The organism is Amycolatopsis sp. NPDC001319 (assembly GCF_042896185.1).
In the GTDB taxonomy this organism is placed as follows: Bacteria; Actinomycetota; Actinomycetes; order Mycobacteriales; family Pseudonocardiaceae; genus Amycolatopsis.
This window is the reverse complement of sequence record NZ_JBIAWY010000001.1, coordinates 1,010,247-1,026,596: the sequence shown is the minus strand read 5'-3', so window position 1 is coordinate 1,026,596 and position 16,350 is coordinate 1,010,247. Positions and strand designations below refer to the sequence as shown.

Here is a 16,350-nt window from a genome sequence, read left to right as displayed (position 1 = left end):
ACACGGCTGCGGCTAAAGCGATAGCGAACAGGCCGGTCGTGCACCGTGACAACGTGGTGCGTACGCCGCGAAGCACGCAACGCGCGCCGCCCGACACGACAAAGCACGACAAGGCACGACAAAGGCCGCCCACCCCGAGGGGTGAGCGGCCCGTCAGCAACAACCGTCAGGCCTGCTGCGCCTGCCACATCCAGTGCGCCTCTTCCAAGGCGCGCGTGATTTCGATCAGCAGGTCCTGCGTGACCAGGTCGCTCTTGTCGGTCTCGTCGATGCGCTTGCGGAGGCGCTCGATGAGCGACGCCAGGATGTCGACGATGGCGGCGACCGTGGATTCCACCGACTGCCAGTTGTCGGGGTAGTCCGGGACGCCCGAGCTTTCGACGACGGTCTTCGCCTTGCCGTTGGGCGAGATGCCGATGGCGTTGGCGCGCTCGGCGACCTCGTCGACGTACTGGCGGGCCGTGGCCACGAGCTCGTCGAGCTGCAGGTGGGCGCTGCGGAAGTTCTTGCCCACGACGTTCCAGTGGGCCTGCTTCGCGATCAGCGAAAGGTCCACGAGGTCGACGAGCGTCGCCTGCAGGGCGTTGCCCGTGATCTCCTTGTCGGCGTCGCTCAGGGGGCTCTTGATGGGAGAGTTGACCATCGGGTTGTCCTTTCTGTGTCGTGGTGGTGGAAGCCGGCCGGGAACGGGGTCAGACCGTGGTGATGAGCGCGACCTCGATGTTGCCCCGCGTCGCGTTCGAGTACGGGCACACCTGGTGCGCCTGCGCGACGAGCTCGTCGGCCTGGGCCTTGTTCATGCCGGGCAGCGAGACGTTCAGCGCGACGCCCAGCTTGAAGCCCACTTCCTGCTTGTACAGGCTGACCTCGGCGGTCACCGTCGACTCCGGCAGCTGCACCTTCCCCGCACGCGCCACGGCCTGCAGAGCGCTGTGGAAGCAGGCGGAATAGCCGGCGGCGAACAGCTGCTCGGGGTTGGTCTTGTCACCGCCAGGGCCACCCATTTCCTTCGGGATCGCCAGCGACTCGTCGATGACCCCGTCGGACGAGGTCACCTCGCCGTTGCGGCCCTCGCCTCGCGCGGTCGCGGCCGCGGTGTAGATCGCGTCAGCCATTCTTTCGCCTACCTTCTCGTCGGGACGCCCGGCTCAGCGTCTCATCGATAACAACGTTCCGCATCAGCGGAACCTTGCCACCGCATGGCAGGCATCACGCCGGGGAATACCCGGCGTCCGGCGGATGAAACCTCAGCGCGACAGGGTGAACTCGGCCACGTGGCGGCCGATGAGGCGCAGCGTGCGCACGCTCTTGTCGTCGGAGGCGCCGCCGGACTCGTCGAACTTGGTCTCGGCGGAGTTGATCGAACCACCCAGCGGGGTGGGCCATCCGCGCAGCGCGTGCGTGATCGTGCGCAGCTGGTCGAGAGTGGTGACGGCGGCCTGCCAGCCGAAGGCGACGGCGGCGAGGCCGACGGGGCGGCCGTCGAGGTACGGACGGGTGTCTTCGCGCAGGTCCTCGACGTAGTCCAGGGCGTTCTTGACCAGCCCGGACAGCGCGCCGTGGTAACCCGGGGAGACCACGATCAGGCCGTCGGCGCGACGGATGCTCTCGATCAGCCGCCTCGCGCGGTCGTCGCGCTCGCCCGCGGCCGTGTCGTAGAACGGCAGCACGAGCTCCGGCCCGGGGATCAGCTCGGTGTTCACCCCCAGCTCGGCCGCCGAGTCGAGGGCGATCCGCAGGGCGCGCTCGGACTGCGAGCCGTCGCGCAGTGAACCGCCGATCCCGAGCACCGTCTTGGCTGAAGTCACGTCCCCGAGGCTAACCCCTCGACTTAAGTGGAGGACCAGGATTTGGGACGGAGTTCTCGATCACAACTGGACCCACTACCTACTGACAAGTAACGTCGGGGTCCACAGCCGAGGAGGAACGATGGCGATCCCGCTCCAGGTCCGCGCCCAGGCCGCCGCCGCGCAGCTGGTCTTCTGGCTGCCCCGGCCCGTCCGGCGGCTCATCGCCGGCCCGCCGCTGCGGCGCGACGGGCAGGAGCTCGCCCTCGACGCCCAGCTTCTGCTGCGGTTGCAGCAGCTCACCGGCACCGCGCTCGTCGGCGACTCGGTCGAGGGCTCGCGCCTCGGGCTCGAGCTCGGCCGCCACCTGGTGAGCGGCAAGACGATCGAGCCCGTGGCCGTGCGCGACGTGGTGATCCCGTCCGGCGACGCGTCGCTCGACGCGACTCTCTACACACCCGCGGGACTGCCGGAGCCGTCCGGGCTGCTCGTGTTCTTCCACGGCGGCGGCTGGGTGGTCGGCTCCCGCGCCACGCACGACAACGCCGCGCGCTACCTCGCGAAGCACGCCGGCGTGCGCGTGCTCTCGGTGGAGTACCGGATGGCGCCGGAACACCCGTTCCCGACTCCGTTCGAAGACGCGCTGGCGGCATTCGACTACACCCACGCGAATGCCGCCGAGCTCGGCGCCGACGCCGACCGCATCGCCGTGGGCGGCGACAGCGCGGGCGGCAACCTCTCCGCGGCCTTGACCCTGGCGGCGGTGCGGCGCGGCGGCCCGGCGCCGGCGTTCCAGCTGCTGATCTACCCCGCCGTGGACTTCACGACGCGCCGCCGCTCGCGCGAGATCTTCGGCGAGAAGCTGTTCCTCACCGACGAGTCGATGACCTGGTTCGAAGGCCACTACGTCCCCGCCGGCACCGACAAGGCCGACCCGCGCCTGTCGCCCCTCGTCGCGACCGACCACAGTGGACTGCCGCCGGCGTTCATCATGACCGCGGGCTTCGACCCGCTGCGCGACGAGGGCGAGGCCTACGCGGGGAAGCTGCGCGAAGCCGGCGTGTCCGTCGCAGTGAGCCGGCAGCCGGACCTGATCCACGGGTTCCTGAACTTCACCGGCGTCGGCTCCCGCTTCCGCGAGGCGACGGCCGAGCTGGCCGGCGCGCTGCGGCTGGGATTGGCGCGGCAGCAGAAGGAGAAATAGTCCCGGGCGACGGTCTCGCGGGGTTGGTGCAGGGCACTCTTCACGGCGAGCGCAACGAGCTTCGCCGGCCCTCGCGCGACAGCGCGCGCGGCCGATGGTCGCACCGGAGCGGATTGTCGATCGCGCGGACACAGTTCCGCGCGCGGGGCAGCCAGGCGCCGGCCGGGCACAGCACGAGCGTCGGCCGCCGAGAGAGAAATAGCCCCGGGCGACGGCCTCGCGAGACTGGTGAAGGACGGCACTCTTCACGGCGAGCGCAATGGCCCTCGCTCGACAGCGCGGGGGCTGACGAGGGTCGCACCGCAGCACAGTCACCGTGCGCCGGTCAGCAGCACCAGTTGTCGAAAGCAGAAGGAGAGGAGGCTGGCGCAGGGCACTCGCCACGGCGAGCGCAACGAGCTTCGCCGGCCCTCGCTCGACAACGCGGCGCCGAAGACGGTCGCACCGCAGCACAGTCACCGTGCGACGGTCGGCGGCAGCACCGGCGGCGGCTACGAAAGAAGGAACAGCCCCGGAAACCACCGGAGCCTGGTGCGGCGAACCGCACCAGGCTCCGAAAACCCCGGGTTCCGGGGGTGGTGACTACGCTCCCGGGACGGGCAACGGTGGCACCGGCAGCGGAGGCACCGGCAGGGAGCCGAGCAGTCCGCCCAGGATGCCGGTGACGGCACCCAGCAGGGCCTTCAGCAGGTCGCTCACGATCTTCAGCGGACCAGGCAGGTCCGGGATCGGCGGGAGCGGCAGCGGCGGGAGCTGACGCGGCGACGCCGACGGGTCGGCCAGCAGGCGGCTGGACTCGTCCGCACGGCCCTTGGCCGCCGACGAGAGCTGCTGCGTCTCCGACTGGATCGTGTAGCGCTTGCCCGCGGCGAGGTCGCCGAGGACAGGGCTGAGCTTGTCCAGGTCGGCACGTGTCAGACCGACGTTGCCGGCGTACGCGGCCTTCGTCAGGTCGTCTCGCATCTGGAGCACCTGCGCGCCGACCGCCTCGGTGGACGACGAGCCCTTGCCACCCGCAGGGCTCGCCGAGGCCATCCCCGAGGTGCCGACGGCCAGCAGACTGCCGGCGGCTACCAAGGCGATGATCCGCCCAATCTTGCCTTTCATTCCTTACCTCCTGGCCTCTGGAGACCTGACGGGTAAATCGATACCCGCCGTGTCGACCCAGCACCAGCCGATCACCGGATAGGGACGTTTTCTAACCCTTACGTGCCGAATCCGTCTTTCGGGAACATGCCCGCAATTGATTAACGTGGACGGCTTGCCCATCCCCCTGAAGATCATCATGACCGATCATGAATCGGACTCGGAGTAGCCGTCCGCCACGAATGGCCCCGATGCTCACCCACACAGGTGTATTACGTGATCGTTTACCCTGATCACTCCGTCGGACCGCGTGTCGCCACTGCTCCGGTCGGGGTGTCCCCCACGCACGCACCGCCACAGGTGGAGTAGCCGGGTCACGGGCAGATCTCCGCCACGGAGACCAGCGGAAACAGCGCACGAATGCGCACCCGGCGAAGCACGCCGAGGTCAGCAAACGAATGCGCAAAAATATTCGCGAATTGTTTCGCGTCAGGAACAGAAGTTGCGCCGATTCAGAGCGGCAGGCCTTCTTCCAGATGCGTGAACGCGCGTTCCAGCAGCGCGACGAAATCGACGCTCTGGTCCGCCGCGGCCGCCAGCGCCGTGGAAAGGACGACGCCGACGACCGCGCCCGCCCAGTTGCGCACCTCGAAGTCACCGCGGGCGCGACCGGTCCGTTCGGCCGCCAGCTCGACGAGCATCGTGATGCCCGAGACGTAGTTGTCCATCACCTTCGCGCGCAGCTCCGGCACGGAGAACACGAGCAGCTGCCGGCGCCGCTCCTCGGCCCACGCCTCGGGCGGCAGGCTGTCGTACACCTCGCGCAGCGTCGCGCGCACGACCCCGAGCAGCGTCAGGTCCGCCGGCTGCCGGCGAGCGGCCTCGACGAGGAGCGGGTCGATGCGGTCGTAGAGGACCGTCGCCTCCTTCGTCGGGAAGTAGCGGAAGAACGTGCTCGGCGAGATGTCCGCGGCCGCCGCGATCTGCTCGACGGTGGTGGTCGAGTAGCCCTGCTCCTGGAACAGCCGCAGCGCGTGCCGCTGGATCGCTTCGCGCGTGCGGGCCTTCTTACGTTCGCGCAGGCCTGTCGGTTCAGCCGGGGTCATGCGGCGATTGTCGCTGTCGCTCTCGTTTGACAGCAACTGTCACGAAGATCGCCCCAAAAGAAGTTGCACGCGCGTACCAGGATTTGCTCTCATGAGGTACGTGCCCTTCGAGCCGTACCGCCAGGTGCTGACCCTGTCCCGAGTCCGTCCGTCGATGGCGCTGATGTTCTTCGCGCGCCTGCCGATGACGATGACCGGCGTCACGCTCACCCTGTACGTGGTCACCAACCTGGGCCACGGCTACGGCGCGGCCGGCATCGTCGGCGCCGCCACCACGCTCGGCATGGCCCTGGGCGCGCCGCTGCTCGGGCGCACGATCGACCGCTACGGCCTGCGTCCGGTGGTCGCCGTCTGCGGCATCGCGTCCACGGCGTTCTGGGTCGCGGCACCCCACCTCTCCTACGCGGTGCTGGTGGCGTGCGCGCTGCCCGCCGGGTTCCTGTCCGTGCCCGCGGGCTCGCTGGCACGCCAAATCCTGGCGGCGCTGGTGCCCGCCGAGCACCGGCGCGCGGCCTACTCGCTCGACACGATCCTGGTCGAGGCATCGTTCATGATCGGCCCGGCGGCCGGCATCGCGGCGATCACGTCGCTGTCGGCCACGTTCACGCTCAGCGGCATCGGCGTGCTCTTCGGCAGCACGGCCTTGCTCATCTTCCTGCTCAACCCGCCGATCCGGAACGAGGACGAGCTCGCCCCCGTCGGCTCGGTCCGGCCGCCGCTGCGGTCGTGGCTCACCGGCCGCCTGCTCGCGACGCTGCTGGTGGCCGCGGGCGCGCTGTTCTGCCTGGTCGGCACGGAGGTGGCGACGCTGGCGGCCCTGCGCTCCCACGGTGACGTCGGCTGGACCGGCCTGGTCATCGCGGTGATGTGCGCGGCGTCGATGCTCGGCGGAATCGTGCACGGCGCCGTGAAGAAGTCGCTGCCGCAGGGCGTGCTGATGCTGCTGCTCGCGGCGCTGGTCTTGCCGGTGGGGCTGGCGGACCAGCCGTGGTGGCTGCTGATGCTCGTGCTGATCCCGACGAACCTGCTCTGCGCCCCGACGCTGGCCGCGACCACGGAGACGGTGAGCGCCATCGCGCCCCCGGCCGTGCGCGGCGAGGCGATGGGGCTGCAGGACGCGTCGACGCGGCTCGGGCTGGCCGCGGGCAGCCCCGTGGTGGGCTTCGCGATCGACCACTCGAGCCCGGCGTGGGGCTTCGTCGCCGCGGGTGCCGGTGGTCTGGTCCTGGCCGCCGCGGGCCTGCTGTGGACGCACCGGCGCCGGGCCGCAGCTGCGCCGGCGATGGCCGCGGCTGTCCAGGCTCGCCGCTGACCAACCCGCCCCAATGCGGCGTTGCACCCAACGCGGCGTTCGGTGCGTTCAGCGCACCCAACGCCACATTGGGGTGCTTGGGTCAGCTGCAGGCTTTGCGCAACGCGTCGAGCTTCGCGACGTTCCGCTTGGCCCACGCGGCGACCACGCCGGCGTCCTGGATGTGTTCCTTCTGCACCTCGACGTAGGAGTCGGCCATGCCGAGCAGCGCGTTCTTCACGTCCTGCTCCTGCACGTCGGCTGCCAGCGCGCGCAGGCGTTGTTCCTTGTCCTGCGCGCGGGCCTTCAGCTTGTCGGGGTCGACCAGCGGGTTGAGGTCCGCCAGGCCCAGCGCCTGCGTGCAGGTGCTGACCTTGTCGGCCGTCGAGCTGGCCGTGTCCACCGCCGAGTTGACCTGGTCGCACCCGGCCAGCAACGCTCCGGCGGCCGCCAGCGCGACCACCGCTCCCCACCTCGTCATGGATCCAGCGTAGCGGGCTCGCGGGGCCCGGAACGGCCCCGCGAGCACCTTCACCCCTTCACGCAGACGACCTGCTTGAGGTGCGCCACGACCTCCACGAGGTCGGTCTGCGCCTCGATCACCGCGTCGATGTCCTTGTAGGCCGCCGGGATCTCGTCGACCACGCCGGTGTCCTTGCGGCACTCGACGCCGTCGGTCTGGGCCGCGAGGTCGGCCGCGGTGAAGGTCTTGCGCGCCTTCGTCCGCGACATCCGCCGCCCCGCGCCGTGCGAAGCCGACTCGAACGACGCCGTGTTGCCGAGCCCGCGCACGATGTACGAGCCGGTACCCATGCTGCCCGGGATGATCCCGAGGTCACCCGCGCCGGCCCGGATCGCGCCCTTGCGGGTGACGAGCAGGTCGACGCCGTCGTAGGTCTCCTCGGCGACGTAGTTGTGGTGGCAGCTGATGGCGTCGTCGAACGTCGTCCCCGGGATCACCTCGGCGACGGCGAGCTTGATCAGGGCGACCATCGTCGCGCGGTTGCGCGCCGCGTAGTCCTGCGCCCAGAACAGGTCCCGCCGGTAGGCCGCCATCTCCGGCGTGCCCGCGACGAACACGGCCAGGTCGCGGTCGGGCAGGTCCGCGTTGTGCGGCAGCTTGCGCGCCACGGCCATGTGCCGCTCCGCGAGCTCCTTGCCGATGTTGCGCGAACCCGAGTGCAGCATCAGCCACACGCGGCCCTCGTCGGCGCCGCCCTGTTCCAGGCAGACCTCGATGAAGTGGTTCCCGCCGCCGAGGCTCCCGACCTGGCGCGCCGCGCGGTCGTGCAGGCCCTGCACGCCCTCGTGGAGGTCGCCGAACGACTTCCAGAACGCGTCCCAGCCGCCCACGCCGTGGACCTTCGCGGGGTTCACGGGCGTCTTGTGCAACCCGAAGCCCACCGGCACCGCCGACTCGATGCGCCGCCGCAGCCGGCCGAGGTCGTCGGGCAGGTCGGCCGCGGTCAGCGACGTGCGCACCGCGCTCATCCCGCACCCGATGTCGACGCCCACCGCCGCCGGCGAAACCGCGTCACGCATGGCGATCACGCTGCCCACGGTGGCGCCCTTGCCGTAGTGGACGTCCGGCATCACCGCGACGCCGTGCACCCAGGGCAGATTGGCGACGTTGCGCAGCTGGCGCATGGCCTGTTCCTCGACCGACGTGGGGTCGGCCCACATCCGGATCGGGACGCGAGCACCGTCTACCGCCGTGTACATGACTTTCCTTTCCTGGCTGGGATTCTTCGAAGAGCATCCCCCGGGACGCCGAGTCGGCGCCACGGGTTTTCGCCGCGGCGGATTCACCGGCGAAACGAAATCGTGGCTCCCGGCGATATCGGGCACGATGACGGGCCTGGCGCCCGACGCGCCCCGCGGGAGGAACGTCCGTCCATGAAGAACTCTTTTCGCGCGCTGCTCGCGGTCGTCTTGCTGGCCGGGTTTCCGCTGCTGGTGCTGGCGCTCGTCGTCGCGATCGTCGTGGTGGAGGTGTTCGCGTTCCGCAACCGGCTTTCCCACGGGCTGGAGTTCGCCGTCTTCGCCGCGCCCGCGACATACGTGCTGCTGCGGGCACTGTTCACCTTCGACCGCGCAGGCGACGCCCCGGGTCTTCCGATCACCGCAGAGGCCCAACCCGAATTGTGGGCCCTGGTCCGCGAAGTGGCCGAAGCCGTCGGAACCGCGCCGCCTGACGAGATCCGGATCATGAACCGGGCCAACGCGGCGGTGTCCGAGCGGACGCACTGGTTCGGGCTGCGCGTCACGGGGCGCACGCTCTTGATCGGTGCCCCTCTGTTCGCGGGCCTGCGCGTGACCGAGCTGCGGGCTGTGCTCGGCCACGAGTTCGCGCACTACAGCAACCGCGACACCCGGTTCGCCGGCGCGACCTACCGCGGTGGCGTGGCGATCCTGCGGGTCCTGAGTGGACTCGACGGGGCGTCGTGGTTCAGCCTGCTGCTGCGTCCGATGTTCCACGTGTACGGCTGGGTGTACTTCGCCGTGTCGGCGCGGGTGAGCCGCGATCAGGAGCTGGCCGCCGACGTCGCGGCCGCGCGGGTCGCGGGCACAGCCGCGGCGACCAGTGCCCTGCGCGAGATCAAGGCACTCGGCGCCGTGTGGCGGGTTTTCGCCCGCGAGTACCTGCTGATGGGCTGGGACGCCGGTTACCTGCCCGACCGGCCGGCCGAGGGGTACCGGCGGCTGCTGACCGACGAAACCCGCGCCAGCGAAACAGCGCGGCCGAGCCAGAACCCACCGGAGGAAAAGCCGTCGCCGTTCGACAGCCACCCGCCCACGGCCGAGCGCATCAGGGTGTTCGAAGCGGCCGGTGTCATCCCGGGGCCCGGGACTGAGAACCGGCCGGCGAGCGAACTCCTCCGCAACGGCGAGGCGGTCCTCGACACGGCGTGGTTCGCCGATCTGTCGGACGAAGGCCGCACGAAGCAGCGCACCGACTGGGACACACTCGCCGACGTCTCTTCACGGCACAAGTTCGGTGAGCTGGCCGCGAAAGTCCTGCGGGACCGTTCGGTGAGCGACGTGCTCGACGCGCTGGATGCGGGGCGGTTGGCGGACCTGGCTGATCCCGACCTGTCGATTCCGGCCGACGCGGACGAACAGACTCGCCGGCAGCTCGTGACCGAGTCCGCTCGCGTCCGGCTGTCGTTCGTGGCCCTGTCGCAGGCCGCCGGCGCGGGCGGGGCGCAGTGGACCATCTCGTGGTCGAAGGTGGACGCGCTCCTGCTGACCCCGAGGTACAACGGAACGCTCTTCCCCGCGATCGATGCCGCCGTAGCCGGAGACTCTGCCGCCCTGCGCGCGCTCCTGAGCGAACCCAACCGCGTTTCGTCAGCTTGATTCCCGCGGCGAACCCGGCGCCCGCTCCACAATGGATCAACCGGCGAACCGTCCGAATAGCACGATTTGCCGGAGTAACCCGGAGAACTTCGTTTCGTGAGCGAAACGAAATCGAGGTTCCCGGCGATATCGGGCACGATGATCGAGCCCGGCGCTCGTAGCGCCACTGGGGGAGGATTCCGCTTTTCCATGAAGAACTCTTCGCGAGCGTTGCTCGCTGTCGTCCTCCTGGCCGGATTTCCGGTGCTCGTGCTGGTGATCGTGGCCGCCATCGTCGCGATCGAGATCTGGGCGATCCGCGATTCGCCGAGCATCGGGCTGCGGCTGGCGATCATTGCCGTGCCGGCGGTGTACGTGCTGCTGCAGGCCCTGTTCACCATCGAACGCAGCCACGACGACGGCGTCTCGGGGCTGCCGGTGACGCCCGAAGCGCAGCCCGAGCTGTGGGCGCTCGTCCGCGAGCTCGCCGACGCCGTCGGCACCCGGCCGCCGGACGAGATCTACCTGGTGCCGCAGGTCAACGCGGCCGTGAACGAACAGACGCGGTGGCTGGGCCTGCAGGTGACGCGACGCCGGCTGTTCATCGGCGCGCAGCTGTTCGCCGGCCTGCGGATCGACCAGTTCCGCGCGGTGCTGGGCCACGAGCTCGCGCACTACAGCAACCGCGACACCCGCTTCGGCGGCGCCACCTACCGCGGCCGGCAGACGATCGGCCGAGTCGTGAATGGACTGAACGGCACCAGCTGGTTCGGCCGAATGCTGCGCTCGCTGTTCCACGCCTACGCCAAGCTCTACTTCGCCGTGTCGATGCGGGTGAGCCGCGACCAGGAGCTTGCCGCCGACGCCGCGGCCGCCAGGGTCGCGGGCACCGCCGCGGCGAGCAGCGCGTTGCGCGAGATCGAGGCGCTCGCCTTGTCGTGGCGGTTCTTCCTGAACACGTACGCGACGATGGGCTGGACCGCCGGTTACGTGCCGGCCCGGCTCGCCGAGGGCTACCGGCAGCTGCTGGCCGACGACAGCCGCGCGGCGGAGATCGACGAGGTGCGGCGCAACCCGCCTGAGCACGAGGTTTCGCGGTACGACAGCCACCCCGCCACGCTCGAGCGCATCGCGGTGCTCGAAGCGGCACCCGTCGTCCCGGTGGCGGAAGGCGGCGAGCGGTCGGCGACCGAGATCCTCCACAACGCCTCCGTGACGCTCGACGAAGCGCTGCTCACGGGCCTGTCGACCGAAGCCCGCCGGAAGAAGCCGACGGACTGGCCGACCCTCGCCGACGCCGCCACCCGCCACCAGTTCAGCGAGAACGCGACGAAGATCCTCAGCGGACGTTCGCTTCACAGCCTGCTCGACGCGCTCGACGCCGGCCGGCTCGAAGACCTGGCCGACCCCGGCCTGAAGGTGCCCGCCGGCGCCGGTGCGCGAGCCCGCCGGGAGCTCCTCGGCCAGTCCGTCCGCGAGCGACTGTCCACTGTGGTCATCTCGGAACTCGCCACCGCCGGGCTCGCGCACTGGACGCTGTCGTGGTCCGGCCCGGCCGAGCTGGCGCTCGACGAGCCGTACGCCGACTCGCTCGACCCGGCGCTCGACGCCGCCGTCACCGGGGACACCACCGGGCTGCGGGCGCTGCTGCCCGCGGCCGAACCCGACCCGATCGTTTCTTGAGAGGAAACCCATGGGACTCGTAGGCCTGCTGTTCAACTCGAGACGCCGGAAGACGGCGTTCGCGCTGGCCAAGGCCGCCCGGGAACGCGGGATGAGCGTCGCGGAGTTCACCGCCTCGCTCAGCCGCGAAGACCTGGCGCGGTACGTCGCGCCGGACAAGAAGGCGCCCAAGGTCGAGATGCCGGACGTGACGAAGTTCGGCCTGCCGCCGGACAGCGAGGTCACGCGCGCCGACTTCATCCGCGACCGCGAGATCGACGAGGCCCAGCAGGCGTTGGTGACCGGCGGCTGGCAGCCGGCGGCGCGGCTGCTCTCCGAGATCGGCACCGATTGGGACCGGCGGACGGTCCTCGTCCGCCACCTCGGTGAGGTCGTGGCGAACGACGAGATCGGGCTCGAACACTGGCGGAGCGAGCAGCCGGACGACGCCGGCGCTGCCGCCGTCAACGCCGAGAGTCTCGTGCAGCTGGCCTGGCAGGTCCGCAGCGGGCTGGGGGCCGAGCACGTGAGCCGCGAGCAGTTCCAGAAGTTCTTCGCCATCCTCGAGTCCGCCGTGCCCGCGGTCGACGAAGCGGCGGCGCTGGCGCCCGAAGACCCCACGCCGTGGGTGACGATGCTGGCGGTCGCCCGCGGCCGGCAGTACGACAACGACGCGTTCCGCGAGGTGTGGCAGGAAGTGGTCGCCCGCGACCCGCTGAACCTGCCCGCGTACGGGTCCGCGCTGCAGTACTGGTGCGAGAAGTGGTTCGGGTCGCACGAGCTGATGTGGGCGTTCGCCGAGGAAGGCGCGGCGAAGCACCCGAAGCTGGCGTGGCTGCCGCTGGTCGCGGCGCACGAGGCGGAGTACCGCGGGGTCGAGGGCGCGTGGCGGAACCCGCTGGTCGCGCCGGCCGTCGACCGGCTGCTGCCCTGGCTCGACGGTGAGGGCCGCGACGCGCCGGGCACGGCGACGAGCCGGGCGTACGCCGCGCGGGCGCTGGTGGAGCTCGGGCGCGGCGAGGAGGCCGTGGAACAGTTCCGGGAGCTCGGCGTGCACGCGGACGCCAACTTGTGGGCGTACAGCAGAAAGGGACCGGTCGTCGAGTTCCGCAAGATCCGGTACCTGGCCTGCCACCTCGCGGAAAAGGCGAAGTCCACAGTGGACTGACGGAAACGTTGTCCTCGCGGCGAGCGATATCCGACACGACCGAGCGAGGAGGTCCGGATGGCGCTGCGTGCCGTGGGGCTGCTGGTCGCGTTCTGGCTGGCGGTGGTCCTCCTCGTCGGCGGGTTCGTCGTGGGCGAGGTCGTGCTGTGCGTGGCGATGTCGCCCGCGACGCTGGCCCTGCTCGTCGTGGCGCCCGGACTCGCGACGCTCGTGGCCGCGCTGTGCTCCCGCCCCGAACCCACACCGGCCATCCGGCTCACGCCCGCATCGACCCGGCTGTGGGAGCTCGTCCACTCCGCGGCGGACGACGTCGGCGTCGAGGCGCCGACATCCGTCCGGCTCGACGCCGGCGTCGCGGTGCGGCTCGCGTCGCGCCGCCGGCTGGTCGTCGGGGTCCCACTGCTCGCCGCGGTGAACCCGGAGCAGCTCAGCGCGTTGGTGCGCCGCGCGCTCGGCCAGGACGTGCGCTTCCGGCCGGCGATCGCGTGGGGTGCGCGGTTCCTCCCGCGGGTGCGCGACACCCTGGCCCACGCACCGCGCTGGATCGCACCGGCCCGGCCCGCGGTAAGGGCCTTCACCGCGTACTACTTGCGGGTCGCCGAACGAGCCCTGGCCACGCCGGATCCGGCGGACGTGCGGTGGGAACGCGAGGTGATCGAAGAGCTCTGGGAGCTGTTCCTCGTCCGCTACGCCGCGCTCGGCCTGCGCGCGGGGTTCCTGCCGGCGCGGCCGATGGCCGGCTTCCGGCAGTTGCTCGACGCCCAGCTCCCCCTCGGCGACGAGCCCCGGGCCAGCGCCCTGCTCGCGCGCGACGAGACGCTCGACCACGCCTTCGCGCAGCTGCTCTCCGAGGAGCAGCGCGCCATGCCGCGCGCCGACTGGGACACGCTCGCCGACCTGTCCCAGCGGCACGAGGTGACGAGCTCGGCCCTCGAAGTCCTCGGCGGCCTCACCCTCGGGGCCGCGCTCGACCGGCTGGCCGCCGGTGAGCTCGCGTTCCTCGCCGAGCCCGGCGCTTCGGACGTCGTGGCCTCGGTCCGCCATCGCCTGGCCCTCGTGGTCACGGCGGCCCTGGCGGACGTGGGTGTCGTGCGCTGGCGCATGGCGTGGCCCGGCCCGCCCGAGCTGGTGATGGACGATCCCGGTGCGGAAGCGATCACGAGCGCGCTCGACGAGGCGGCCGCGCTGAAGCCGCAGGTCTTGCCGCTGCGGACACTGCTCGTGGTTTCGGGAGTGTCGCCGGACTTCCGGCCGGTCCGGCAGCCGATCTCGGCCGGATGAGACAGGGCCGCCTTCCCGGAGGAAGACGGCCCTGTGCTCGATGTAAGAAGATCAGCGGTTGCCGGCCACCAGCTCCGCGATCTGCACCGCGTTCAACGCCGCGCCCTTGCGCAGGTTGTCCGTCGCCACGAACAGGGCCAGCCCACGGCCGTCCGGCACACCCGGGTCGGAGCGGATGCGGCCGACGAAGCTCGGGTCCTTGCCCGCGGCCTGCAGCGGCGTGGGGACGTCCGAGAGCTGCACGCCGGGCGCCACCGAGAGCAGCTCCGTGGCCCGCTCCACCGAGATGGGCTGCGCGAACTCCACGTTGATCGACAGCGCGTGGCCGGAGAACACCGGGACGCGGACGCACGTGCCGGACACGAGCAGCTCCGGCAGGCCCAGGATCTTGCGGCTTTCGTTGCGCAGCTTCTGTTCCTCGTCCGTCTCGAACGAGCCGTCGTCGACGACGGAGCCGGCCATCGGCAGCACGTTGAACGCGATGGGCGCCACGTACTTGGCCGGAGCCGGGAAGTCCACGGCGGAACCGTCGTGGGTCAGGGCCGCGGCGCGGGAGGCGACGGCGTTGACCTGGGCGGCCAGCTCGTCGACGCCGGCAAGGCCACTGCCGGACACGGCCTGGTACGTGCTCGTGATCAGGCGCAGCAGGCCGGCCTCGTCGTGCAGCGGCTTGAGCACCGGCATGGCCGCCATGGTGGTGCAGTTGGGGTTCGCGATGATCCCCTTGCGCGCCTCCTTGATGGCCTCCGGGTTGACCTCGCTGACGACCAGCGGCACGTCCGGGTCGCGGCGGAAGGCCGACGAGTTGTCGATCACCGTCACGCCCGCGGCGGAGAAGCGCGGCGACTGCTCACGCGAAGTCGCGCCGCCCGCCGAGAACAGGGCGATGTCCAAACCGGACGGATCCGCCGTGGCGGTGTCCTCGACCGTGATCTCCTCGCCCTGCCACGGAAGTTTCGTTCCCGCTGACCGGGACGACGCGAAGTACCGCATCTCGTCCACCGGGAAACCACGCTCCGCCAGCAGCTTCCGCATCACACCGCCGACCTGGCCGGTCGCCCCGACCACCCCGACGCGCAGACCGTTGCCCATCAGCGACCACTCCCCGCGTAGACGACGGCTTCCTCGTCGCCGCCGAGCTCGAACGCCTCGTGGATCGCGCGCACGGCGTCGTCGAGCTGCGCGTCGCGGATAAGCACCGAGATGCGGATCTCCGAGGTGTTGATGATTTCGATGTTGACGCCCGACTGCGCGAGCGCCTCGCAGAACGTCGCCGTGACACCGGGGTGCGAGCGCATCCCCGCGCCGACGAGCGAGACCTTGCCGACGTGGTCGTCGTAGAGCACGGTCTCGAAGCCGATCTCGCCCTTGACCTTCTCGAGCTCCTGCACAGCCTTCGCGCCGTTGGCCTTCGACAGCGTGAACGTGATGTCGGTGCGACCCGAAACGGTGCTGGACACGTTCTGCAGCACCATGTCGATGTCGATCTCCGCGTCGGCGATCACGCGGAAGATCCGGGCGGCCGCGCCGGCGTGGTCCGGCACGCCGGTGACCGTGATCTTGGCCTCCGAACGGTCGTGTGCCACACCGGTGATCAGCGCTTGTTCCACGGGGATCTCCTCGATTGACCCGGTCACGGTGGTGCCCGGCTTGTCGCTGTAGGAAGAGCGGACTCGGATCGGCACGCCGTAGCGGCGCGCGTACTCGACCGAACGCAGGTGCAGGATCTTCGAACCGCTCGCGGCGAGCTCCAGCATCTCCTCGTACGGGATCGTGTCGAGTTTCCGCGCGTCCGGCACGATCCGCGGGTCGGCGGAGTACACACCGTCCACATCGGAATAGATCTCGCACACGTCGGCGCCCAGCGCCGCGGCGAGCGCGACGGCGGTGGTGTCCGAACCACCGCGGCCGAGCGTCGTGATGTCCTTGGTGTCCTGGGAAACGCCCTGGAACCCGGCCACGAGCGCGATGTAGCCCTGCTCCAGCGCCTCCGTGACGCGGCTCGGCGTCACGTCGATGATGCGCGCGTTGCCGTGCACCGACGTCGTGACGACACCCGCCTGCGAACCGGTGAACGACCACGCCTCGGCGCCGTGCGCGGAAATCGCCATGGCGACCAGTGCATTCGAGATGCGCTCACCGGCCGTGAGCAGCATGTCCATCTCCCGCTCCGGCGGCGCGGGGTTCACCTGCTGCGCCAGGTCGAGCAGCTCGTCGGTGGTGTCACCCATCGCCGAGCACACCACCACGACGTCGTTGCCCGCCTTCTTGGTGGCGACGATGCGTTCGGCGACGCGCTTGATCCGGTCGGCACTTTCCAGCGACGATCCGCCGTACTTCTGGACCACGAGGGCCACAGCCCGAACCTCCTTGACGGGCCGGGTCTGCTCCTGGTGGGCACCGAGGAGCCCCCGCGTCCCTTCACT

Annotated in this window: 15 protein-coding genes; 6 read left to right on the top strand and 9 right to left on the bottom strand. The window is 70.5% G+C overall.

The window, feature by feature from the left end:
- Window positions 1-166: 166 nt before the first annotated feature.
- From ACFY1H_RS04865 to ACFY1H_RS04855, 3 genes are all read right to left on the bottom strand, one after another.
- Window positions 167-643 carry a DNA starvation/stationary phase protection protein gene (locus tag ACFY1H_RS04865; RefSeq protein WP_366584012.1) on the bottom strand — a complete coding sequence of 159 codons (477 nt, stop codon included), beginning with the start codon at window positions 641-643 and terminating at the stop codon, window positions 167-169.
- Window positions 644-692: 49 nt separating this feature from the next.
- Complete coding sequence (locus tag ACFY1H_RS04860; RefSeq protein WP_386944637.1) at window positions 693-1,115, bottom strand: organic hydroperoxide resistance protein; 423 nt, start codon at window positions 1,113-1,115, stop codon at window positions 693-695.
- Window positions 1,116-1,247: 132 nt separating this feature from the next.
- Window positions 1,248-1,790 carry an NADPH-dependent FMN reductase gene (locus ACFY1H_RS04855; RefSeq protein WP_386944862.1) on the bottom strand — a complete coding sequence of 181 codons (543 nt, stop codon included), beginning with the start codon at window positions 1,788-1,790 and terminating at the stop codon, window positions 1,248-1,250.
- Between the two features lie 139 nt (window positions 1,791-1,929).
- On the opposite strand from ACFY1H_RS04855, the gene ACFY1H_RS04850 reads away from it, so the two are divergent.
- Complete coding sequence (locus tag ACFY1H_RS04850; protein WP_386944635.1) at window positions 1,930-2,991, top strand: alpha/beta hydrolase; 1,062 nt, start codon at window positions 1,930-1,932, stop codon at window positions 2,989-2,991.
- A 582-nt stretch (window positions 2,992-3,573) separates the two neighbouring features.
- On the opposite strand, the gene ACFY1H_RS04845 is transcribed toward ACFY1H_RS04850, so the two are convergent.
- Together ACFY1H_RS04845 and ACFY1H_RS04840 are read right to left on the bottom strand one after the other, a co-directional pair.
- Entirely contained in the window at window positions 3,574-4,098 is a 525-nt protein-coding gene (locus ACFY1H_RS04845; protein WP_366584016.1) for a hypothetical protein, read from the bottom strand.
- A 491-nt stretch (window positions 4,099-4,589) separates the two neighbouring features.
- The gene (locus ACFY1H_RS04840) at window positions 4,590-5,183 is read right to left on the bottom strand and encodes a TetR family transcriptional regulator (RefSeq protein WP_386944632.1); all 594 of its coding nucleotides are present in this window, start codon (window positions 5,181-5,183) and stop codon (window positions 4,590-4,592) included.
- A gap of 154 nt (window positions 5,184-5,337) precedes the next feature.
- On the opposite strand from ACFY1H_RS04840, the gene ACFY1H_RS04835 reads away from it, so the two are divergent.
- Window positions 5,338-6,495 carry an MFS transporter gene (locus ACFY1H_RS04835; protein WP_366584095.1) on the top strand — a complete coding sequence of 386 codons (1,158 nt, stop codon included), beginning with the start codon at window positions 5,338-5,340 and terminating at the stop codon, window positions 6,493-6,495.
- A gap of 82 nt (window positions 6,496-6,577) precedes the next feature.
- On the opposite strand, the gene ACFY1H_RS04830 is transcribed toward ACFY1H_RS04835, so the two are convergent.
- Window positions 6,578-6,955, bottom strand: a complete 378-nt coding sequence (locus ACFY1H_RS04830; protein ID WP_366584018.1) for a hypothetical protein — start codon at window positions 6,953-6,955, stop codon at window positions 6,578-6,580.
- A gap of 50 nt (window positions 6,956-7,005) precedes the next feature.
- Window positions 7,006-8,196: an RtcB family protein gene (locus tag ACFY1H_RS04825; RefSeq protein ID WP_366584019.1), complete on the bottom strand. Its 1,191-nt coding sequence runs from the start codon at window positions 8,194-8,196 to the stop codon at window positions 7,006-7,008.
- A 174-nt stretch (window positions 8,197-8,370) separates the two neighbouring features.
- Here ACFY1H_RS04825 and ACFY1H_RS04820 point away from each other — a divergent pair, with 174 nt between their 5' ends.
- From ACFY1H_RS04820 to ACFY1H_RS04805, 4 genes are all read left to right on the top strand, one after another.
- On the top strand, window positions 8,371-9,834 hold the full coding sequence (locus ACFY1H_RS04820) for a M48 family metalloprotease (RefSeq protein ID WP_386944630.1): 1,464 nt from the start codon (window positions 8,371-8,373) through the stop codon (window positions 9,832-9,834).
- A gap of 189 nt (window positions 9,835-10,023) precedes the next feature.
- Window positions 10,024-11,496 carry a M48 family metalloprotease gene (locus tag ACFY1H_RS04815; RefSeq protein ID WP_386944628.1) on the top strand — a complete coding sequence of 491 codons (1,473 nt, stop codon included), beginning with the start codon at window positions 10,024-10,026 and terminating at the stop codon, window positions 11,494-11,496.
- A gap of 10 nt (window positions 11,497-11,506) precedes the next feature.
- Window positions 11,507-12,643, top strand: coding sequence for a DUF4034 domain-containing protein (locus ACFY1H_RS04810; protein WP_386944626.1), 1,137 nt, complete (start codon window positions 11,507-11,509; stop codon window positions 12,641-12,643).
- A 57-nt stretch (window positions 12,644-12,700) separates the two neighbouring features.
- Window positions 12,701-13,924, top strand: a complete 1,224-nt coding sequence (locus ACFY1H_RS04805; RefSeq protein ID WP_366584023.1) for a hypothetical protein — start codon at window positions 12,701-12,703, stop codon at window positions 13,922-13,924.
- Between the two features lie 51 nt (window positions 13,925-13,975).
- On the opposite strand, the gene ACFY1H_RS04800 is transcribed toward ACFY1H_RS04805, so the two are convergent.
- Both ACFY1H_RS04800 and ACFY1H_RS04795 read right to left on the bottom strand, forming a co-directional pair.
- On the bottom strand, window positions 13,976-15,016 hold the full coding sequence (locus ACFY1H_RS04800) for an aspartate-semialdehyde dehydrogenase (protein ID WP_366584024.1): 1,041 nt from the start codon (window positions 15,014-15,016) through the stop codon (window positions 13,976-13,978).
- A complete protein-coding gene (locus ACFY1H_RS04795) occupies window positions 15,016-16,281 on the bottom strand; it encodes an aspartate kinase (RefSeq protein ID WP_366584025.1) in 1,266 nt (421 codons plus the stop codon). The genes ACFY1H_RS04800 and ACFY1H_RS04795 overlap by 1 nt, the downstream gene beginning before the upstream one ends.
- Window positions 16,282-16,350: the final 69 nt, after the last annotated feature.